The 19,080-nt window shown below is 72.4% G+C and carries 21 protein-coding genes and 1 riboswitch; of the genes, 10 read left to right on the top strand and 11 right to left on the bottom strand.

Features of this window, described 5'->3' with window-relative positions; genetic code table 11:
- Positions 1-45: 45 nt before the first annotated feature.
- Positions 46-642 (bottom strand): hypothetical protein, encoded by a 597-nt coding sequence (locus OG514_RS31220; protein WP_266900460.1) that lies wholly within the window; start codon positions 640-642, stop codon positions 46-48.
- A 342-nt stretch (positions 643-984) separates the two neighbouring features.
- Positions 985-1,168, top strand: a riboswitch (cyclic di-AMP (ydaO/yuaA leader).
- A gap of 4 nt (positions 1,169-1,172) precedes the next feature.
- Between OG514_RS31220 and OG514_RS31215 the strand changes: the two genes are divergently transcribed.
- Entirely contained in the window at positions 1,173-2,054 is an 882-nt protein-coding gene (locus tag OG514_RS31215) for a LysM peptidoglycan-binding domain-containing protein (RefSeq protein WP_266900458.1), read from the top strand.
- Here the strand turns inward: OG514_RS31215 and OG514_RS31210 are convergent.
- The 3 genes from OG514_RS31210 to OG514_RS31200 all read right to left on the bottom strand — a co-directional run bounded on the left by OG514_RS31210 (position 2,048) and on the right by OG514_RS31200 (position 5,099).
- Positions 2,048-3,337, bottom strand: a complete 1,290-nt coding sequence (locus tag OG514_RS31210; RefSeq protein WP_266900456.1) for an alpha/beta family hydrolase — start codon at positions 3,335-3,337, stop codon at positions 2,048-2,050. The two genes, OG514_RS31215 and OG514_RS31210, sit on opposite strands and share 7 nt — an antisense overlap.
- A 141-nt stretch (positions 3,338-3,478) precedes the next feature.
- Complete coding sequence (locus OG514_RS31205) at positions 3,479-4,075, bottom strand: hypothetical protein (protein ID WP_266900454.1); 597 nt, start codon at positions 4,073-4,075, stop codon at positions 3,479-3,481.
- Between the two features lie 259 nt (positions 4,076-4,334).
- On the bottom strand, positions 4,335-5,099 hold the full coding sequence (locus OG514_RS31200) for an alpha/beta fold hydrolase (RefSeq protein ID WP_266900452.1): 765 nt from the start codon (positions 5,097-5,099) through the stop codon (positions 4,335-4,337).
- Between the two features lie 162 nt (positions 5,100-5,261).
- Here OG514_RS31200 and OG514_RS31195 point away from each other — a divergent pair, with 162 nt between their 5' ends.
- From OG514_RS31195 to OG514_RS31185, 3 genes are all read left to right on the top strand, one after another.
- Positions 5,262-7,841 (top strand): SpoIIE family protein phosphatase, encoded by a 2,580-nt coding sequence (locus tag OG514_RS31195; RefSeq protein WP_266900450.1) that lies wholly within the window; start codon positions 5,262-5,264, stop codon positions 7,839-7,841.
- A 215-nt stretch (positions 7,842-8,056) separates the two neighbouring features.
- Complete coding sequence (locus OG514_RS31190) at positions 8,057-8,305, top strand: type B 50S ribosomal protein L31 (protein WP_266900448.1); 249 nt, start codon at positions 8,057-8,059, stop codon at positions 8,303-8,305.
- Between the two features lie 168 nt (positions 8,306-8,473).
- The gene (locus OG514_RS31185) at positions 8,474-9,310 is read left to right on the top strand and encodes an SDR family oxidoreductase (RefSeq protein ID WP_266900446.1); all 837 of its coding nucleotides are present in this window, start codon (positions 8,474-8,476) and stop codon (positions 9,308-9,310) included.
- A 160-nt stretch (positions 9,311-9,470) separates the two neighbouring features.
- On the opposite strand, the gene OG514_RS31180 is transcribed toward OG514_RS31185, so the two are convergent.
- Both OG514_RS31180 and OG514_RS31175 read right to left on the bottom strand, forming a co-directional pair.
- On the bottom strand, positions 9,471-9,968 hold the full coding sequence (locus OG514_RS31180; protein ID WP_266900444.1) for a peptidylprolyl isomerase: 498 nt from the start codon (positions 9,966-9,968) through the stop codon (positions 9,471-9,473).
- A 123-nt stretch (positions 9,969-10,091) separates the two neighbouring features.
- The gene (locus OG514_RS31175) at positions 10,092-10,307 is read right to left on the bottom strand and encodes a hypothetical protein (RefSeq protein WP_266900442.1); all 216 of its coding nucleotides are present in this window, start codon (positions 10,305-10,307) and stop codon (positions 10,092-10,094) included.
- Between the two features lie 209 nt (positions 10,308-10,516).
- On the opposite strand from OG514_RS31175, the gene OG514_RS31170 reads away from it, so the two are divergent.
- Positions 10,517-11,056 (top strand): hypothetical protein, encoded by a 540-nt coding sequence (locus tag OG514_RS31170; RefSeq protein WP_266900440.1) that lies wholly within the window; start codon positions 10,517-10,519, stop codon positions 11,054-11,056.
- Positions 11,057-11,112: 56 nt separating this feature from the next.
- On the opposite strand, the gene OG514_RS31165 is transcribed toward OG514_RS31170, so the two are convergent.
- From OG514_RS31165 to OG514_RS31155, 3 genes are all read right to left on the bottom strand, one after another.
- A complete protein-coding gene (locus tag OG514_RS31165) occupies positions 11,113-11,622 on the bottom strand; it encodes an NUDIX domain-containing protein (RefSeq protein WP_266900438.1) in 510 nt (169 codons plus the stop codon).
- Between the two features lie 158 nt (positions 11,623-11,780).
- Positions 11,781-12,671: a YhjD/YihY/BrkB family envelope integrity protein gene (locus tag OG514_RS31160; RefSeq protein ID WP_266900436.1), complete on the bottom strand. Its 891-nt coding sequence runs from the start codon at positions 12,669-12,671 to the stop codon at positions 11,781-11,783.
- Positions 12,672-12,822: 151 nt separating this feature from the next.
- Positions 12,823-13,296: a helix-turn-helix domain-containing protein gene (locus OG514_RS31155; protein WP_266900434.1), complete on the bottom strand. Its 474-nt coding sequence runs from the start codon at positions 13,294-13,296 to the stop codon at positions 12,823-12,825.
- A gap of 112 nt (positions 13,297-13,408) precedes the next feature.
- On the opposite strand from OG514_RS31155, the gene OG514_RS31150 reads away from it, so the two are divergent.
- Positions 13,409-13,924 carry a PaaI family thioesterase gene (locus OG514_RS31150; protein ID WP_266900432.1) on the top strand — a complete coding sequence of 172 codons (516 nt, stop codon included), beginning with the start codon at positions 13,409-13,411 and terminating at the stop codon, positions 13,922-13,924.
- Between the two features lie 24 nt (positions 13,925-13,948).
- Here the strand turns inward: OG514_RS31150 and OG514_RS31145 are convergent, their stop codons facing one another.
- Both OG514_RS31145 and OG514_RS31140 read right to left on the bottom strand, forming a co-directional pair.
- A complete protein-coding gene (locus tag OG514_RS31145; protein WP_266900430.1) occupies positions 13,949-14,314 on the bottom strand; it encodes a luciferase family protein in 366 nt (121 codons plus the stop codon).
- Between the two features lie 136 nt (positions 14,315-14,450).
- Complete coding sequence (locus OG514_RS31140) at positions 14,451-15,674, bottom strand: PP2C family protein-serine/threonine phosphatase (RefSeq protein ID WP_266900428.1); 1,224 nt, start codon at positions 15,672-15,674, stop codon at positions 14,451-14,453.
- Between the two features lie 170 nt (positions 15,675-15,844).
- Here OG514_RS31140 and OG514_RS31135 point away from each other — a divergent pair, with 170 nt between their 5' ends.
- From OG514_RS31135 to OG514_RS31120, 4 genes are all read left to right on the top strand, one after another.
- The gene (locus tag OG514_RS31135; protein ID WP_266900426.1) at positions 15,845-16,714 is read left to right on the top strand and encodes a MoxR family ATPase; all 870 of its coding nucleotides are present in this window, start codon (positions 15,845-15,847) and stop codon (positions 16,712-16,714) included.
- Positions 16,711-18,117: a VWA domain-containing protein gene (locus OG514_RS31130; protein WP_266900424.1), complete on the top strand. Its 1,407-nt coding sequence runs from the start codon at positions 16,711-16,713 to the stop codon at positions 18,115-18,117. Before OG514_RS31135 ends, OG514_RS31130 begins: the two co-directional genes overlap by 4 nt.
- Before the next feature lie 93 nt (positions 18,118-18,210).
- Complete coding sequence (locus OG514_RS31125) at positions 18,211-18,420, top strand: DNA-binding protein (RefSeq protein WP_266900423.1); 210 nt, start codon at positions 18,211-18,213, stop codon at positions 18,418-18,420.
- Positions 18,421-18,487: 67 nt separating this feature from the next.
- Positions 18,488-19,072: a nucleosidase gene (locus OG514_RS31120; protein WP_266900422.1), complete on the top strand. Its 585-nt coding sequence runs from the start codon at positions 18,488-18,490 to the stop codon at positions 19,070-19,072.
- The last annotated feature ends 8 nt before the right edge of the window (positions 19,073-19,080 follow it).

The following is a 19,080-nucleotide window of genomic DNA, read 5'->3' as shown; positions in this document are numbered from 1 at the left end:
CGGGGTGCGGGACGGCCGTCCGCCGCCCGCACCCCGGGGAGGGCCTCATCGGCCGGCGTTCGCCGCCCGGTGGATCGTGGCGTCGAGGAGGGCCACCGCGTCGGCGGCCGTCCGGCCCGGGGCCCGGTTCCAGGGCCCGATCAGCTCGTTCCACCCCCGCGACCTGAGTTCGGTCATGATCCAGGCGGCCGCCTCGTTCATCGTCGTCGCGCTGCCGTAGCCGAGGCGGTGCGCGGCGAGGAGCGCACCGCAGACGCACCGGGCCCCGCGAGCGTCGCGCAGCTTGTACGGGGCGTTCTGCCAGCCCCACTCCGTCAGCACGAGGCGCGCATGGCCGAGGTGGACGGAGGGGCGCAGCTCGGGCCGGCCGATGCGACGCCAGGCGTGCAGCCGGTCGGGCAGGACGGCGCCGATCCTGCCGGGCAGCCGACGCTCGGCGGGGAGGGGCGGTGGCAGGGCTCCGAGCGCCTCGGCGACGAGCCGGTCCACCGGCACGGAGAGCAGGTCCCGCCAGCCCTCCGCGGCGGGCGCGGGCGGCTCGGTCCAGTCCGTGACGATCCGCTGCCAGGTGGCGCTCTCATAGAGGGCGGCGGCCTCACGGTCGAGGGTGTCGGGGTTGAGCAGGGAGGTGGGGGGCGACATCCGGGCGGCTCCTCTGTCGTGGTCACTCCATCCTTCAGGACGAATGTCGGTTTTGCGAGTTATGCCCTTGCGTGCCCGTTGGGCCGAACGGGGCTTTATCGCCCACTCCCCCATTAACAGAATTACCGTGCATATTCGGACATTGAGTACCTGGTGATGCGACTCACTTTCCCGGAAACTCCCCGGTGATCAGAATCCGTGCATGCCGTGCGGGACAAGGAAGTTCGATGCGCCGGAGTCGCGGTCGATCTTGAATTGCATGAATTCGGTGATCCTTTCACCGACCCCTGGACTCAGATCCTCTTGTTCTCCGTCGCATTACTGGCCTACGGTCACCTCCATTCGAGTGGATCGCCGAATCCTGCCACCGCTCGAAATACCTCCCTTTCACCCGACGGCAGGAGCGGGGGACCCACGAATACGCCGACCCGGAATCCGGGACGGCTCGGGGTGAAGCCGCGTGCGCGCGGCCGGACATCTCCAGTCCGAACCCGACAGCTCACCCCGAAGGCGCCGGAGAGGAATCCGTCATGCCTGCTCACGGTAAGCACCGCCGCCCCCGTCGCCGCTCCGTCTCCCGCGGACTCGCGCTGGTCGGTACGGGCGGAGCCGCCCTTGCCCTCCCGCTGATCGCCCCCGCCGTGGCCGGTGCCGCGCCCGTTTCCGGAGCCCCGGAAATCGCCGTCAAGGCCGTCACCGCCCCCGCCGCCCCGGTCGCCGCAACTGCCCTCACCAAGGCTCCCGCCGCCCCGGCCGCCGCGCGCACCTACACGGTCGTCAGTGGCGACTCGCTTTCCCTGATCGCCCACAAGAAGGGAATTCAGGGCGGCTGGAAGGGCCTTTACCGGGCCAACAAGAGCGCCGTGGGTGACAATCCGTCACTCATTCACCCGGGCCTTGAACTGACGCTTCGTCGGGATTCCGTGAAGGCCGCCCCGGCACAGGCGAAGAAGGCTTCCACGACCGAACGGGCGAGCCGCTCCGAGCGCCGTACGGCCGCCCCGGCCGTCGCCACCGGCACGGGTGCCTCCGCCGCCGCTCCCGCAGCCGCCGCGCCGGTCAAGGCCGCTCCCGTCGCCGCCACCCAGTACGCGAACAACCTCGACGGCTGGATCCGGCAGTCGCTGGACATCATGGCCCTGCGCGGCATCCCCGGTTCATACGAGGGGATCCACCGCAACATCATGCGCGAGTCCTCCGGCAACCCCCAGGCCATCAACCTCTGGGACTCCAACGCCGTGGCCGGCACCCCCTCGAAGGGGCTGCTCCAGGTCATCGAGCCGACCTTCCTCGCCTATCACGTGCCCGGCACGTCGATGGACCTGTTCGACCCGGTCGCCAACATCACCGCCGCCTGCAACTACGCGGCCGACCGCTACGGCTCCATCGACAACGTCAACGGGGCCTACTGACCCCGGAAGTGTCCGGTGAACCAGGAGGTGGCGAGCTCCGCCACCTCCTCCAGGGCGCCCGGCTCCTCGAAGAGGTGCGTGGCGCCCTCCACGACCTCCAGCCGGCTCTCGCAGCGCAGCAGCGACTCGGCCCGCCGGTTGAGGTCCAGGACCAGCGCGTCCCTGCCTCCGACCACGAGAAGCGTCGGGGCCTTGACCCGGGCCAGGTGGTCGGCCGCGAGGTCCGGTCGGCCACCGCGTGAGACCACTGCGGCCACGGTGGACCCGGGGTCGCCCGCGGCCCACAGCGCGGCGGCCGCTCCCGTACTGGCGCCGAAGTAGCCGAGCGGGAGGCCGTCGCTCTCGGGCCGCTCGGCGAGCCACTCCGTGGCACGGGCGAGCCTGCCGGCGAGCAGCGGGGTGTCGAAGACATGCGCCCGGTCGACCGCCTCGACCTCGGTGAGCAGGTCGAACAGCAGCGTTCCGAGCCCCGCCCCGTTGAGCGCCGTCGCGACCGCCCGGTTCCGGGGGCTGTGCCGGCTGCTGCCGCTGCCGTGGGCGAACAGGACGATGCCGATGGCGCCCTCGGGCACCGCGAGCCGCCCGGCGAGCGTGACTCCGTCGGCGACGGGGATCCGTACGTCCGCGTCCTGGACGACCGGGCCGTGCGCGGCGCGGCTCCGGTCCAGGCAGGCGAGGACCTCGGCGTCCGGGGTCTGCTCGAAGTCCCGGTAGAACTGTCCGATCGCGTAGAACAGCTCCGGCGCGTGGACACTCACGGTCTCGTCGGCCTCGCCGCCGAGCCGGGCCGTCCAGCCCTTCGGCGCCACCGGCACCGCGAGGATGATCCGGGCGGCGCCCCTGGCGCGTACCACCCGGCAGGCCGCCAGAGCCGTCGCACCCGTGGCAAGACCGTCGTCGACGACGAGGACCGTCCGCCCTTCGAGGGGCACGGACTGCCTGCTGCCCCGGTAGCGGCGCGCCCGCTGCTCCAGCTCGGCGTGCTCGCGCTCCTCGACCGCGGCCAGATCCCGCGCGCCCACCCCGGCCTGCTGGAGCACCCGCTCGTTCACCACCCGTACCCCACCCTCGCCGAGCGCGCCCATCGCGAGCTCCGGCTGCGTGGGCACGCCCAGCTTTCGTACGAGACAGATGTCGAGCGGAGCGTCGAGAGCGTCGGCCACCTCGGCCGCCACCGGCACTCCGCCACGCGGCAGACCGAGCACCACCACGTCATGGCCCTTGAGGTGGTCGAGTCGGGCGGCGAGCTGCCGGCCCGCGTCGGTGCGATCACTGAAGTACATGGGCCCGCCACCCTTCCGCCTCCACGGCTCCGGGCTCGGGGAGGAACGGGGTGTCCCGTCCCCTGCCCGTCCCTCCAGGGTAAGACGACCCTTCGGCTGCAGGCGGGTGGACGGCCGGCCGCGAGGGGCGGTGGGCGCCGGTCAGCGGGACTGCAGGGCGTCGAGGGCCACGGCCTGGGCTATCGCGAGTCGCCGGTCGAGTTCCGGGTCCGCTATGTCGAGCACGTACCGGTCGCGCAGGCCCAGGAGCTTGTCGACGGACATCACGGACCGCCCCGACTCGGTGAAGTCGAAGTGGTACGGCACGACGAAGGGCAGCAGGTCGGTGAAGGGCAGGAACTCCCAGGCACGCCGCAGCAGCGCCAGGGCCTCGCTCCGCTCCTGCCCGGTCATCTCCCCCTCGCCGCCCTCCCGGCTCAGATGCCAGGTGCTGCGCAGCAGGGAGGCGCCGAAGTTCTTGCGGAAGCCGCCCAGCCGGGTGCCGGACGCTCCGTGCACGTCGTAGGTCGCACCGAGGTCGAGCACCTGGCGGGCCTTGAAGGTGAAGAGGACCTGGCGCTGCGACTCGTCGGTGTAGAAGGTGACGTGCTCCTTCAACGCCATGCGCTTCTGGTGGGCGAAAGCGACGAGTTCGCCCTCTTCACCGTCCGCTCCCATGGTGTGCACCAGGTAGCGGTTGGCCATGAGCGTCACCTTCTGCCGGACGAGGAAGCGGTGCTGCGTCTGCGCGAGGCCCATCGAACGTGCTCCTGCTGGTCGTGGGCGGTGGGTGGAGGACCGCCCGTGAGGTCGTGAGCACGATGATCCGGCGCCGAGGGGGCGTACCGCTGTCCTCGAAAGTCGTCGCTTCCCTCGACGTTCGGATGAGATCGTCCCGACCGCCGCCCGCCCTGAGCCTCACGCGCACGCCCTCACCCTCACCCTCACCCTCACCCTCACCCTCACCCTCAGGGTGAGGCCGACCCTCCACCTGACCGTGCGACTCGCCGAGGTCCCGTCAGGCGGCGAGGAAGGCCTCGATGGCCTCTGCGAGGGCTTCCGGGGTCTCCTCGGGCGCGTAGTGGCCGGCGTCCTTGAGGACGGCGAGGCGCGCGTTGGGGTACCAGCGCAGCCAGGTCGCCTCCATCGCTTCGGCGCCGAGCGCCGGGTCGTGGGCGCCGACGACGAGCAGCACGGGGACGGGGTTGTCGCGGACCCGCTCGTGGAAGTCGGTACGCGACCAGGAGTCCAGGTAGGCGCGGAAGGCCGTAGCCGAGGAGCGCCCGACGGAGCGCTCCACGAGGGTGCTCAGCCAGGCGTCGTCGTACCGGCCGCCGGTGGTGTTGTCGATGATCGCGCGCCGGTTGGCCGCTTCCGCGGCGGCGCCGGCGAAGAGCTCCCAGGTCTCCCCGTCGAGGGGGAATCCGGCCGCCGAGACGGGCGAGATGCCGACGATCGAGCGGATTCGGTCGGGGGCTTCGAGGAGCATCAGCTGGGCGGCCTTGCCTCCCATCGAGTGGCCGATGACGGAGAAGGAGTCCCACCCGAGGTCGTCGGCGACCGCGAGCGCGTCGGCCGCGACCTCCTCCATCGTGTACTCGCCCGGGTGGTCGAGGGCCTCGCCGTAACCGCGGCAGTCGACGAAGGCGTACGAGCCGTCGGCGTCGTTCAGATGGGCGCGGAGCGGGGCGAAGCTGGTGCGGTCGCCGAACCAGTTGTGGAGCACGAGTGCCCGCCGGGGGCCGTCGCCCTGAACGTCGTACGGAAGAACCTGGCCCGTCATCGTGTCCCCTGCTCTTGAGGTGGTGCTTCGCGCGCCCACGGCGCCGTTCGACGACCGAGTGTGACGGTGCGGACGCGTGCGGTCAACAGTGGCGGTCGTCGGTGCGGGGCGCGGCCCGGGTCCGGGATGCGGTGCCTTTCCCGTGGGGGGCATCCTGGCTGTGTGACCTCGCACGGCACGTCCGGCCCAGGCCCGGCGGGCGGCACCGGGCGTCCGTCCCGGATCGGAGCTGTCGACGGGCCCGTTTCGGGCGCCCTGACCTGGACGCTCGCGGAGGCGGCACTGCGGGCCGTCGAAGACGTCGGCGGGTACGCGGGCGGGGTGTACCTCCGCTCCGGAACCCACGGGCTGTTGCGCATGGGGGTCCTGGTGGGACTCCCGGGGCCGTTGTTCCGTCCGTGGACGCGCATGCACACGAACCGGCCGTTTCCGGTGGCCGAGGTACATCGCTCCGGACAGGCCGTCCATCTCCACGACGTCGAGGAAGCCATGCGGCGGTTTCCTCAGCTGGTGGCGAGTCTGCCCTTCCCCTTCGCCTCGCTGTACGCGCCGGTCGTCGCGGGTCGTGAGCGTTTCGGGGTGCTGGTGGCACTGCGGGCGCCGACTCCCGGTGTCCCGGTGGAGGCCCGGGACCGGAAGCGAATGACGTCGGGCGCGCTCCGCCTCGGCGAGGCCCTGGCCGATCTGGAACGTCAGGGGACGACGGTCGAGTGGCCCGGCGACCCGGTGTGTGTGCAGTTGTCCACCGCGGGGGCGCCGCCGGTCCGTTTCGGTTCGTTCGACTGGGACCTGGACACCGACATGGTCACGATGGACGCCGGACTCCTCGGGATCCTCGGCGCCGAGGTGACCTCGCCGTGCTCGATCGGCGTGCTCACGTCGCTCCTGGAGCCGGAGGACGGGTACGCGTTGTGGGCGGCCGCCCGGCAGGCGACGGGGCCGGACGGACGTCCGGCGGTGCGTCGGATCCGGCTGAAGGGGCCGGACGGAGGGCTCCACCTGCTGGAGGTCTCCACGCGGGCGCGTACGACCTCACCGGACGCGGAGACCTGGACGGCAGCCGGAAGCGGGGCGGGTGCCGGCACCGACGGCGCAGGCCTCGGCCTGCGGCTCACCTGCACCCTCGTCGACCTCGGCACGGGCCTGATCGGTTCCGACGCCACGGACCGGCTGCCGCGGGCGATCCTGGCCATCGACCGCCTGGGCCGCATCACCTACGTCAACGAGCGCACCGAGCGGCTGCTCGGCCGCCCCCGTGGCGACCTGGCGGGCAGACCGCTGTGGGAGGCGCTGCCCTGGTTCGACCTGCCCTTCCACCAGGAGCAGCTGCGCGCCGCCATGCTCTCGGGTGAACCGGTGCGCTTCCTCGCCCGCCCGGAGCGGAGCCGATGGCTGTCCGTCTCCCTCCATCCGGGGCGGGACGGCGTGACGATGGTGCTGGTCCCGCAGGACGATGCGATCGCCCACGTCACACCGGCCGCCAAAAACGGCGAGGGGACGCAGGACAGCCTCTCCCTGCCCGACGACCAGGTCTCGGCCCTGTACCGGCCGGTGGCCCTCGCGATCGCGCTGTCCGAGGCGGTGACGGCCCGCCAGGTGTCGGCCGTGGTGACGGAGGAGCTGCTTCCGGCGTTCGGCGGGCGTCAACTGGCCATCTACCTGCTCAGTGACCGGAGGCTGTATCTGGCCTGGGAGACCGGTTTCCCGCCGGGCTTCCTCGAACCCTTCGACGGTGTCGCCCTGGACGCGCGGGTGCCGGGGGTGGAGACGCTCACCACGGGCAGGCCGCTGTTCTTCGAGTCGATGGAGCAGCTGAGCCGCACGTATCCGGAGCTTCCGCTGGACGCGCATTCGGGGGCGCGGGCGTTCCTGCCGCTGATCGCCTCGGGCCGGCCGGTCGGCTCCTGCATCCTCGGCTTCGACCGGCCGCGCGGGTTCAGTTCGGAGGAGCGGACCGTCCTCACGGCGCTCGCGGGCCTCATCGCGCAGGCCCTGGAGCGGGCGCAGCGGTACGACACGGAGTCGGCGGTCGCGCGCGGCCTCCAGGACGCGCTGCTCCCGCACCGGCTGCCGGTGTGGGAGGGGGTGGACACGGTGGGTCGCTACCTTCCGGGCACGCAGGGGATGGACGTCGGCGGGGACTGGTACGACGTCATCGAGACAGGGCATGGACGCCTCGCGCTCGTGATCGGTGACGTCCAGGGCCACGGGGTGGCGGCCGCGGCCACGATGGGTCAGCTGCGCAGTGCGGTACGGGCCTTCGCGCTGGCCGGTCATCGGCCGCAGGACGTGATGCGGGGCACCAACCGGCTCCTCATCGACCTGGATCCGGGGCAGTTCGCGAGCTGTTGCTACGTACTCCTCGACCCGGACTCGGGGGAACTGCGGGCGGTACGGGCCGGTCATCCTCCGCCGCTGCTGATGCACCCGGACGGGACGACGGAGCGGGTGGAGCTGGCGGGCGGGATGGTGCTGGGGATCGACGTCCGCGCCTCGTATCCGGTGACGCGGCTGCGGCTGGCTCCCGGTGCGGTGCTCGCGCTGTTCACGGACGGGCTCGTGGAGAAGCCCGGTCAGGACATCGACGAGGGGATCGAACTGCTGCGCCGGGCGCTCGCCTCGACGGGTTCGCTGCCGCTCGCGGAGGCGGCCGACCGGGTGATCCGGGACGCCCGGCAGGTCACGTCCCGCCCGGACGACATCGCGCTGCTGCTCGCGGCGCGCTGGCCGGAAGGCAGCTAGATCGTGCGTGCCACGCGCCGCGGGCCGGGCGGGACTCTCCGGACACGACCGCCCGCCCGGAAGGGCGCGCCGCGAGCCCGGCCTGATCAGCGAGACACCCCCGGGAGTCACCCGGTCGGGCCCGCGGCGCTGGTCGGCCGCCGTGGGCGCGGGGAGGCTGGGGGTGCCGTGCCGACCAGGCCGGACGAGTCAGGGCGTGAGCCCGAGGAGGACACGTGCAGCAGGACAAGCAGCCCGAGTACGGCCCGGTGGTCTTCCGCGACCGCACGGCCGGGTACGCCTTTCTGACCCGGTCCACCGCGACCAGCGACCGGACCATCGAGTGGGACGACGGCAACACGTACCCCGTGATCGACGTCGAGATCTCCTCCGAGAGCCACCCCTTCTACACGGGCACGGCACGGACGGTGGACTCCGAGGGCCGGATCGCCAAGTTCGAGCGGCGCTTCGGCGAGGAGACCTGAGCCCTCACGCCGACCTCTCCCGCCGCCCGCCCGCCCTCGCCTCGCGGAAAGTTTCGGATCTCGCCCGTGAAACTGGCCAGAAGGTGGCCAGTTCGCCTTCCAGGATGAGGTCACGAAGACGGCGGAGCGGGTCACGCTCCGCCAGGGACTCCCTGGAGGGGAACAGCTGTGATCGTGGTGACCGGAGCGACCGGAAACGTCGGACGACCGCTGGTGGAGCTGCTGGCCGCGGCCGGTGAGCAGGTGACGGCGGTGAGCCGTAGGCCGGCCGGCGGACTGCCCGCCGGGGTGACGCACCGGCAGGGGGATCTCGCCGATGTGGACGGCCTCAAGGGCCTGTTCGAGGGTGCCGAGGCGGTGTATCTGCTCGTCGCGGGTCTCGGGGACGAGCTGAGTCCGCGGGACATCGTGGCGGCGGCGGCCGCCGCCGGGGTGCGGCGGATCGTGTTCCAGTCCTCGCAGTTGGTGGGGACCCGGACCGATTCGGTGTCGCACGACCTTCTGCGTACATTCGAGGCGGCGGTGCGCGAGTCGGGGCTGGACTGGACCGTCCTGCGCCCGGGCGGTTTCGCCTCCAACGCCTTCCTCTGGGCCGAGCAGGTGCGTTCCGCGCGTACGGTGTCGGCCCCGTTCGCCGATGTGGCGCTGCCGGTGGTGGACCCGCTGGACATCGCTGGGGTCGCGGCGGAGGCGCTGCGCGACCCGGCGCACGCGGGGCGGACGTACGTCCTGACCGGACCGGTGGCGGTGTCACCGCGCGAACAGGTGCGGGCCCTGGCCGGAGTCGTGGGCGACCCGGTCTCGTTCGTGGCGCTGAGCGCGGCCGAGGCCCGGTCCCAGCTGGTGCGGTTCCTGCCGGAGGCCGCCGTCGACGGGATGCTGGCGGTCATGGGCGAGCCCAGTGCGGAGGAGCAGCGGGTGAGTCCCGATGTGGAGCGTGTCCTCGGCCGGGCGCCGCACCCCTTCGCTGCGTGGGCGGAGCGGAACGCGCCCGCTTTCACATGAGGTACGGGTCCCGGGAGCGAGCCTCGTGAAGGAGGTCTTCGCCGGCCACGGGACACCTCGGCGAGGGCGGGGACGCGCGTCGCTCGGACGGCGTCCCCCGCCCCGGCCGGGTGGGTCGAGCGAGGGCGCTCGGCGCCCTCGGCTCAGCTCGGGAAGGCGATCAGGCCTTCACGATGCCGGACTCGGAGACCTTGATGGTGGCGCTGGTGGCGCCGGAGCGGGAGCCGAGGCCCTCGATCTTCTTGACCAGGTCCTGGCCCTCGACGACCTCACCGAAGACGACGTGCTTGCCGTCGAGCCAGTCGGTGACGATCGTGGTGATGAAGAACTGCGAGCCGTTGCTGTTCGGGCCGGCGTTGGCCATCGAGAGCAGGAACGGGCGGTCGTGCTTCAGCTTGAAGTTCTCGTCGGCGAACTTCTCGCCGTAGATGCTCTTGCCGCCGGTGCCGTTGCCACGGGTGAAGTCGCCGCCCTGCAGCATGAACTGCGGGATGACGCGGTGGAACGGGGAGCCGGCGTAACCGAAGCCGTGCTCGCCGGTGCAGAGCTCGCGGAAGTTCTGCGCCGTCTTCGGGACGACCTCGTCGAACAGCTGGAAGGTGATCCGGCCCGCGGGCTCGTCGTTGATGGTGATGTCGAAGTAAACGTTGTCGCTCATGGGGACATCCTGTCATTACTCACGCACGGCGCGCGCACGGGCCGCCTCCTCCCGGGTCACGGCGTGCCGGTGCCCCGCGGCCCGTCGGGGGCGCGGGGCACCGGTCGCCGTGAACGGCACGGATCAGAGCAGTCCACCGGTCCCGGGGGCCGGGAGCGTGCCTTCGGCGCCCTGGACGGTGTCATGGAGGACGGTCTCGACGCCCTGGTCCTCCTGGAGGAGGCCGGTCGCGCCGCCCAGCGGGCTCTCCGCGGCGCTGGCCTGCGGCGGAGGGGTGATGAGGGCGGTGACGACGCCTGCGGCGAGGGAGGCGATGGCGAGCATGCTGCGCTTCTTCATGACCGGGTCAACTACTGAGCGGCCGAGGAGTTACGGCCGTATCCGGATCCAGGCGAGCGGCAGCAGGGAGGCGACGGCGGCGAGGAGTCCGACCGGCGCCCACAGGGACGGCGGAACTTTTACCCCATATCGGGTGGAACCGTATGGTTGTGGTGGATGTCTCTGTCAGTGACACCACTGTCCCCGGAGCAGGAGAAATGGGGGACGTCATGCATCACCGTCACACCCTCGCGGCCGTCGCCGCGGGAATCCTGTTGACCGCCGGAATCGGCGCCACGATCCCGGCCGGCGCCACAGCCCCGGCAGGCACCGCGAACGCCCCGTCCACGAGTTCCGCGACCCCGTCCACGGCCTTGGTCGTCAACGCCCGCTGGGGCGGCCACGCGACCTTCGACCGGCTCGTGATCGACATACGGGGTGCCGTGCCCCCGGTCACCGTGCACCAGGCCGGCGCGCTGTACTACGACGGCTCGGGACAGAAGGTCCCACTGGCGGGGAAGTACTTCCTGGAGATCCGCCTCTCGCCCGCGGCCGCCCACGACGACGCCGGAAAGTCCGTCTACCAGGGACCCCGGCTGCTGAAGATCTCTCTGCCCACGCTCAAGGGGGTCGCGCTCACCGGCGACTTCGAGGGCGTGGTCTCCATCGGAGCCGCCTTCGACACCAAGCCCGCGTACAAGACCTTCCGGTTGCACTCCCCCGAGCGCTTCGTGGTCGACATCGCCCACCCCGTGGGCTGCCGGGCCTGAAGGGCCGAACCGGGGGTGGGGGCCGTCCGGAGGGACGGCCCCCACCCCCGGTACCGCTACATCCGGTCACCCTCGGGGCCGGTCTCCAGGTACAGCGGGATGCCCGTCCTGCGGGCCCGGTCGGTCTCGGCGAGGCGGGCGAACTCGCGCGGCTCCATCTCCCGCTCCCACTCGTCGAGCGTGCGCAGGCTGTACTCGCTGTGCTCCTCCGGGTCGAGGACGACGCCGGCGATCTGCTCGTCCGTCAGCTCGCCGCCGTCGAACACGAAACCGATGTGGTTGGCGGGCCAGTCATCGCCCCGGTCGGTGACGAAGTGGGTGCCGAGGAGCCGGGGTTCGCCGGTGTAGGTGATCCCGGTCTCCTCGTGACACTCGCGGACGGCCGTCTCCCAGGGGGTCTCCCCCGGGTCCATGTTCCCGCCGGGCCACTGCCACAGCTCGGTGCGGTAGCTGGCGCGCAGCTGGAAGGGGCGGCCACGGGTGTCGGTGAAGTAGAGGCAGGCGTACGCCGTCGCTCTCGGCAGGGTCGCGACGTACTCGACGGGCGGCAGCCAGATGTTCGCCATGGGCGGCTCTCTTTCGACGGGCCGATGGGATCACCTTCATCCAAGCGGTCCGGGGGACGGCACCGGGCCGCTCACGGGCGGATCACCGGATCGTGTGATCACTTTCCCGCCGCGCCGGGCCGGGTGCCGCCGGCCCGCCGGCGCCCGAGGGCGTGCGGTCAGTGAGGCCCTGCGGCCGTCGCTCGGTCGCGGTACAGACGGCGGCGGACGAGGTCCTCGTGGACCAGGCGGCCGACGAGGGCGCCTCCGTAGACGACGAAGCCGACGCCGACCAGCCACGACTGGAGGACGAGGACGGTGCCGAACTGGCCGTACGTCACCGCGTTCGAGGCGATCAGCGGGGAGAACACGAGCTGGGAGAAGATCCGCAGCCCGAGCAGGCCGAGCGCGGTCAGTACGGCTCCGGGGGCGAGGGCACGCCAGCGGATGCGTCCGCAGAGCAGGAAGCGCTGCGACCACCAGAAGAAGAAGAACGTGCCGAGGACATCGGTGAGGGCGACGAGAGCGGTGAGCGCGGCCGGGGAGTCGGCCGGTGCGGGGTTGGCGACGAAGAGCAGGAGGCAGGCGACCAGGACGGCGAGCCAGACGACGTGCCGCCACATGGTGTGCCAGCGGGCCGTGGGGAGGTCCCATGCGCGCTCGTACCCGGTCTGTACGGCGGATCCGAAGGTGACGCCGAAGGCGGCGAGGGCGGCGAGACCGAAGGCGGTGGTGCGCTGCAGCGCTTGTCCCGGCTGACCGAAGAGCCGCTCGACCTCCTCCTGGGAGACCTCGGAGACGCCCAGCCCCTGCACGAGCCAGCGGGCGAAGCCCTGGCCGCTGGCGAGGTCGGCGGCGGCGACGACGATGAGCAGCGGCACGAGGGTGAGCAGACTGAGCGCCGCGAAGCCCATGGCGCGGTGCATGAGTTCCATGGCGCGGCCGCGGTTCCAGGCGATCCCGACGGGCGAGGTGAGGACGCGGACGTGGAGTCGATGGAACCAGTGGCCGTGTTCGGCGCCGTGTTCGGTGGGGGCACCGTCGCGCGGCGGACCGGGTGTGGAGGGCATGCCTCGTTCGGTACCCGCCGGGCGGCGGCCCATCGCAGGGGTGCGGCCGAACGGGTGCCGGGCGGACAAACATCCGTATCAGGTCACGCATCCCCTACCCGGTCACGCATCCGCAGCCGGAAACGCATCCGCGACCGCGGACGTATCCAGGTCACGGGTGGAGCGGGCGCGCTCCGGGACCGGGGCGGACAGTGACGTCTCGGGCGCCGAGGGTGGCCCGTTCCTCGCCCTCGCACTGGACGACGACGCGTACGGGGGCCCCGCACCCGGAGTGGCGGATGTCGAGGGCCGAGCCCTCGGGGTCTGCGGCATGGACGTCGCCCCACTGCTTCAGGGCGAGAAGTACGGGCCAGAGGTCGACACCCTTGGGGGTGAGCCGGTACTCGTACCGGGTCCGTGCACCGGGCTCTCGGTACGGCTCCGCCCGCAGCACGCCGGCCGAGACCAGTTTGCGGAGGCGGTCGGCGAGGACGGCCTCCGAGAGCCCGAGGTGCTGGCGGAAGTCGTCGTAGCGGCGGACGCCGTTGAACGCGTCCCGCAGGATCAGCAGGGTCCACTTCTCGCCCACGAGGTCCAGGGTGCGGCGGACCGAGCAGTTCTCCGTGTCCGTCTCCAGCCACTTCATCGTCACACTGTAGCCACCTGACTGTGCCGTTGACAGTCAGCTTTCAGGACAGCTAGCTTCGCCGTACAGAGCCAGCTGGTAGTCAGCCGGCCACGTCGGGCGGAGAGTGGTCATGGGGCGGTCGCGCACGGTCGAGTGGGAGGACCCCGGGGCCACCGCGCGGGCCGCCGGAACGATGGCGGGCCTCGACTTCCTGCGGGAGATGGTGGCGGGACGACTCCCCGGACCCCCGATCGCGGCGCTCCTCGGCTTCGGTCTCGAGGAGGTCGAGGACGGGCGGGCCGTGTTCGCCTTCGAGCCGGGCGAGGAGCACTACAACCCCATCGGCAGTGTGCACGGCGGGGTGTACGCGACCCTCCTCGACTCGGCGGCCGGCTGCGCGGTCCACTCGACGCTCCCGCTGGGCACGGCGTACACCTCGCTCGACCTGTCGACCCGCTTCCTCCGGCCGATCACGACCGGCACGGGCAAGATCCGGGCGATCGGCACGGTGATCTCGCGCGGGCGCCGGACCGCGCTCGCGGAGGCGGGCCTGTACGACGCGGAGGACCGACTGCTCGCCCACGCGACCAGCACGTGCATGCTGTTCCCGGTCCCGGCGGAGGGTTCGGGGGGCACGCGCGCGTAGCACCGGATTCCGTGTGGGCCCGGTTCAGCGGATCCCGGTGACCGGGCGGGTGCGGGTGCAGCCGTCCGGGGCCACATCGGGGACGCCGTTGGCCTGGAGGGCCGCGCTCACCAGGGTGGCGAGCAGGTCGATGTCCGAGCCCATGTCGAGACGGACCGTCACCCACCCCGATCCGGCGCGGAGGCGGACGGCGCTCGACCCGAGGAGGGCCGGGCGCAGTTTCGCGATCATGGCGCGGGTGAGGTGGACGTCGGCTTCGTGTTCACCGTGGAAATGCACGATTTCCTGCGTCTCGGTGCCCAGTCCGAGCGCGGCGCCGCAATGGGCGCGGCCGGGGGTCAGCGAGGGCCAGCTCATCAGACGTTCACTGGCATGCCTGGCCGTGTTCATACGAGGAGCGTGACGGGCCCGGGGGCCGTGCACAAGCGTCCGGCCGGAAGAATCCCGCTCAGGGCCGAAACAGGTCGGAGACGGGCGTGGTGTGACCGTCCGTCACGACGCTGTGCCGGGAGGAGGTGACCCCGTGTCACTGCGGTGGGCGCACACGGATGCGGGCCGCGAGGACGGCCACGTCGTCCTCCGCGCCGTGCGCGCCGAGCCGGCGGAGCACCTCGTCGACGACCTGATCGGGACCGGAGTCCGGAGGGAGCCGGAGGGCTGCGAGCCGGGCGAGGGAGACGTCGATGTCCTCGCCGCGCCGTTCGACGAGTCCGTCGGTGAAGAGCAGCAGGGTGTCGCCGGGGCGGAGTGGGCGGGTGGGCGGTTCATAGCCTCCGACGCCGGTGCCGAGGGGTGGGCCGACGAGGAGGTCGACCAGCTCCGCCGAGCCGTCCGCGGCGAACACCACGGGCGGCAGGTGCCCGGCGCCGGCGAAGGTCGCGGTGCCCCGGGCCGGATCGACCCGGACGAGCAGAACGGTGGCGGGGCGACGGGCGTCGTCCTCGGCGACCACGGAGTCGAGGTGCCGCAGGACCCGGTGCGGGGGCAGGTCGGTCGCGGCGACCTCGCGCAGTGCGGTGCGGTAGGCGTTCATGTCGACGGCGGCGTCGAGGCCGTGGCCCATGACGTCGCCGACGACGAGGAGGCTGCGGCCGAAGTGGAGCCGCACGGTCTCGAACCAGTCACCGCCCACGAGCGCGCGCGGCCCGGCGGGAAGGTATCCGCCCGCGATCTCCAGGTTGGGGTGCGGCCGGCCCGGCTCGGCGACGAGGGCGCGCTGGAGGTGGAGCGCGGTGTCCTCGGTGGCGGCGAGACGACGCGCATGCCCGAGGTGCCGGGCCGCGAGACGGGCGGCATGCCGGAGAAGGTCCGCGTCGCCGCCGGAGAAGGGCGCACCGCCGACACGGGTGAGCGTGACCGTCCCGAGCGGTTCCTCGTCGTGGACGGAGAGGGGGAGGACGAGCTGGTGGGTGACTCCGGCGGCGGGATCGCCAGGGGTGGGGGCGGATCCGCCGGGGATGGGGCCGGACGGGCCGGGGGCACCGAGGGCGATCGGCGTGACGGGAATGCCCGCGGCGCGCTCACCCGGCACGGAGGCGGGGTCCGCCCTGGCCGCGCGTCGAGCGGGGGCGCCCGGTTCCGTCCGGAGATCGATCGTCGCCGAGGAGCGCAGGTGTCGGGCGGCGAAGGTCGCCAGTTCGCGGCAGGTGGTCGTCTCGTCGAGCGTCGTGCCGATCTCGCCGATCGCCTGCTCCATGGCCCGCACCCTGGTCAGGAGGGCCTCTTCCCGCTCCGCGTCCCGTTCCGCCACGACACCTCCACGGCCGTGCGGTCCACCCGGTCCCCCCATTGCACCAGCGGTCGGCGCCCCGCGCGCGGCACGGACCTGGCGCCGGGCGGTTGTGCGGCGGTGCGCGATCTGATCAAGTACAAGCAGAGGCTACTGGCCAGTACGATATTCCGCTCCCCGGGGGGACAGCCATGACGACCGGTTTCTTCAGCTCCGTCGACGACGTCGCCGAACGGCTCGCCACGACCGGCTACCTCGCGTCACCCGCCGTCGCCACCACCGTCTTCCTCGCCGACCGCCTCGGCAAGCCGCTCCTCGTCGAGGGCCCGGCGGGCGTCGGCAAGACGGAGCTCGCCAAGGCCGTCACCGAGGTCACGGGCGCGCGACTGGTCCGGCTGCAGTGCTACGAGGGCGTCGACGAATCCCGCGCGCTGTACGAGTGGAACCACGCCAAGCAGCTGCTGCGGATCACGGCCGGGCGGGGCGAGTCCTGGGACGAGACGCGGACGGACATCTTCGGCGAGGAGTTCCTGCTCCCCCGGCCGCTGCTCACCGCGATCCGCTCCGAGCAGCCGACCGTGCTCCTGATCGACGAGACCGACAAGGCCGACGTCGAGGTGGAGGGCCTGCTCCTGGAGGTCCTGAGCGATTTCCAGATCACCGTTCCCGAACTCGGCACGATCACGGCGACCCGGCGCCCCTTCACCGTGCTCACCTCGAACGCGAGCCGCGAGCTGTCCGAGGCGCTGCGCCGGCGCTGCCTCTTCCTGCACATCGGCTTCCCCGAGGAGGAGCTGGAGCGGCGGATCGTCACCCTCAAGGTCCCCGGGCTCGATGCCGCGCTCGCCACGTCCGTGGTGCGGGTCGTCGGAGCCCTGCGGGCGATGGACCTGCGGAAGGTGCCGTCCGTCTCGGAGACGATCGACTGGGCCCGTACCCTGCTGGCGCTCGGCGCGGACCGGCTGGACGAGCAGGTCGTACGAGAGACCCTGGGCGTCCTGCTGAAGCACCAGGACGACATCGTGAAGGCCGCGGCCAAGCTCGATCTGGACGCGGTGTGAGCGCCACGGACGCCTCCACGGCCCCGGCATCGGCACCGGCAGCCACCGCCGCGCGGCTCACCGGTCTCGTGACGGCGCTGCGCGCCCACGGCTTCGGCATAGGAACCGGCGAGACCGTGGACGCCGGGCACGCCCTCGAAGCGGTCGGGTTCACGGACCGGGAACGGGTCCGGGAGGCTCTCGCGGCGACCCTGCTCCACGGCGAGGGCCAGCGCCCGGTGTTCGATCGCGTCTTCGACCTGTACTTCCCTCTCGGCCGGACCACCGCGACGGAGACGTACGAGGACACCGCGGCCGATCTCGCAACGCTGCGCGACCGGCTCGCCGAGGCCCTCACGGCCGGAGACGGCAATGCCCTCGACCGGCTGGCCGCCGAGGCGGTGGGCGGTTTCGGCGGCTTCGGTTCCGGCCCCGAGTCGGACGGGTGGTCCTCCTATCAGACCCTCTCCCGGCTGCGCCCCGAGACGCTGCTCGCCCGCGTACGAGAGCGGCTGAGGGCGGCTCCCGGACAGGAGGACCCCGAGTTCACCGAGCGGCTCCTCGACGACGAGATCCGGCGCCGTATCGAGGCCTTCCGCGAGCGGGTGCGGACCGAGGCCCGGCGGCGCGTCAGTGAACGGCAGGGCCGGGACCTGGTCGCGCGCCGCGCGGTCGCGGGGACGGCGGACTCCGTGGACTTCCTGCTGGCCGGGCGGGCGCAGCTGGACGAGTTGCGGCGTACGGTACGGCCGCTGGCGCGGAAGCTGGCCACCCGGCTCGCGGCCCGGCGCTGCCGGGCGTCGCGTGGGGAGATCGATCTGCGGCGCACGCTGCGCAGTTCGCTGTCGACCGGGGGCGTGCCGGTGCGGCCGGTGCTGCGGCGGCGCCCTCCCCGACGGCCCGAGCTGGTCCTGTTGTGCGACGTATCGGGGTCGGTGGCCGGTTTCGCGCAGTTCACGATGTTGCTGGTGCAGGCCTTGCACGACCAGTTCAGCCGGGTACGCGTCTTCGCCTTCGTCAACCGGGTGGACGAGGTGACGGGGCTGATCGCCCGGGGCTCGGCCGACCCGGCGGGGCTCGGTGACCGCATCCTGGCGGAGGCGGAGCTGACCGGGTGGCACGGGCAGAGTGACTACGGGACGGCGCTCGGCGAGTTCGCCGACCGGTATGTGGAGGCGCTGGGCCCGCGCACGGTGGTCTTCGTCCTCGGGGACGCCCGCACCAACGGCTCCGATCCGAACCTCGCGGCGCTGAAGCGGATCGGGGACCGGGCGCGCCGGGTCCACTGGCTCAACCCCGAGCAGCCCTCACTGTGGGGCACGGGCGACTCGGTGGCCCCGGCCTACGCCGGTCTCGTCGACATGCGCCCGTGCCGGAACGCCCGCCAGCTGGGGGCGCTGATCGGCCGCCTGCTGCCGGTGTGACCGTGCGTGTGCCGCCTGCGCTGCCCGTGTGACCACGCGTGGCTCGACGACGGGGAGCGGGGCGAACGCTCCCCCGCGTGGCACGATCGGTTCATGGCCACCGGATCCGACCGTCCCGAGACGGAATTCCCCCGCGCCATCGGCGCACCCGCCACCCGCGCGCTCGCCGCGGCCGGGTACACCCGGCTCGACCAGCTCGCGGGCGTCCCCGCTGCCGAGCTCGCCGCCCTGCACGGCGTGGGACCGAAGGCGCTGCGCGTGCTCGGCGAGGTGCTCGCGGAGCGCGGCCTGTCGCTGGGGTGAGCGCCGGGCGTACCGGATTCGGGTCTCGGTTGTACGACAAGCGGGCCATCGAACTAGCGTGACCTCCATGGAACTCTTGGGAGAGATCACCGCCGACCGTCCCCTGCTCGTCCTCGCCGTCAAGGAGGAGGCGCAGTTCCTGGACACGGCACTGCCCGTGCTGCTGACCGGCATGGGCAAGGTGAACGCGGCGACCGCGCTCGCGACCGTCCTCGGCCGGGGCCCCCGGCCGTCCGGGATCGTGAACCTGGGAACGGCCGGGGCGCTGCGCCCGGGCTGGACCGGGACGCATGTCGTCGGCACGGTCCTGCAGCACGACCTCGACAGCCGGCTGCTCGCCACCCTCACCGGCGAGACGTACGGCGCGCCGCTGGCGCTGCCGGACGGCGGCGAGGTGGTCCTGGCCACCGGGGACACGTTCATCTCCGACGAGGCCGCCCGTGCCCGGCTCGCGGAGCGGGCGCCGCTGGTCGACATGGAGGGGTACGCGCTCGCGGCGGCCGCGGAGCTGGCCGGGGTGCCGCTGCGCATCGTGAAGCACGTCAGCGACGAGGCCGGTGACGGCGCCGCGCGCACCTGGCGCGAATCGGTCGCCGAGTGCGCGCGGGCTCTTGCCGACTGGGCGGAGGCGAACACCCCGTACCGCGCCTGAGCATTCCG

The organism is Streptomyces sp. NBC_00572 (assembly GCF_026341815.1).
In the GTDB taxonomy this organism is placed as follows: domain Bacteria; phylum Actinomycetota; class Actinomycetes; order Streptomycetales; family Streptomycetaceae; genus Streptomyces.
The sequence above is the reverse complement of the archived record's forward strand: the minus strand, read 5'-3'. Positions and strand labels throughout refer to the sequence as shown.

Excerpts from the sequence above, each read along its gene's own strand:
- OG514_RS31180 (WP_266900444.1), bottom strand. The coding sequence starts at position 9,968 with ATGAGCGACAACGTTTACTTCGACATCACCATCAACGACGAGCCCGCG.
- OG514_RS31215 (WP_266900458.1), top strand. The coding sequence starts at position 1,173 with ATGCCTGCTCACGGTAAGCACCGCCGCCCCCGTCGCCGCTCCGTCTCC.
- OG514_RS31150 (WP_266900432.1), top strand. The coding sequence starts at position 13,409 with ATGGGGCGGTCGCGCACGGTCGAGTGGGAGGACCCCGGGGCCACCGCG.
- OG514_RS31205 (WP_266900454.1), bottom strand. The coding sequence starts at position 4,075 with ATGGGCCTCGCGCAGACGCAGCACCGCTTCCTCGTCCGGCAGAAGGTG.
- OG514_RS31220 (WP_266900460.1), bottom strand. The coding sequence starts at position 642 with ATGTCGCCCCCCACCTCCCTGCTCAACCCCGACACCCTCGACCGTGAG.
- OG514_RS31170 (WP_266900440.1), top strand. The coding sequence starts at position 10,517 with ATGCATCACCGTCACACCCTCGCGGCCGTCGCCGCGGGAATCCTGTTG.
- OG514_RS31210 (WP_266900456.1), bottom strand. The coding sequence starts at position 3,337 with ATGTACTTCAGTGATCGCACCGACGCGGGCCGGCAGCTCGCCGCCCGA.
- OG514_RS31160 (WP_266900436.1), bottom strand. The coding sequence starts at position 12,671 with ATGCCCTCCACACCCGGTCCGCCGCGCGACGGTGCCCCCACCGAACAC.
- OG514_RS31145 (WP_266900430.1), bottom strand. The coding sequence starts at position 14,314 with ATGAACACGGCCAGGCATGCCAGTGAACGTCTGATGAGCTGGCCCTCG.
- OG514_RS31165 (WP_266900438.1), bottom strand. The coding sequence starts at position 11,622 with ATGGCGAACATCTGGCTGCCGCCCGTCGAGTACGTCGCGACCCTGCCG.
- OG514_RS31125 (WP_266900423.1), top strand. The coding sequence starts at position 18,211 with ATGGCCACCGGATCCGACCGTCCCGAGACGGAATTCCCCCGCGCCATC.
- OG514_RS31120 (WP_266900422.1), top strand. The coding sequence starts at position 18,488 with ATGGAACTCTTGGGAGAGATCACCGCCGACCGTCCCCTGCTCGTCCTC.
- OG514_RS31175 (WP_266900442.1), bottom strand. The coding sequence starts at position 10,307 with ATGAAGAAGCGCAGCATGCTCGCCATCGCCTCCCTCGCCGCAGGCGTC.
- OG514_RS31135 (WP_266900426.1), top strand. The coding sequence starts at position 15,845 with ATGACGACCGGTTTCTTCAGCTCCGTCGACGACGTCGCCGAACGGCTC.
- OG514_RS31155 (WP_266900434.1), bottom strand. The coding sequence starts at position 13,296 with ATGAAGTGGCTGGAGACGGACACGGAGAACTGCTCGGTCCGCCGCACC.
- OG514_RS31200 (WP_266900452.1), bottom strand. The coding sequence starts at position 5,099 with ATGACGGGCCAGGTTCTTCCGTACGACGTTCAGGGCGACGGCCCCCGG.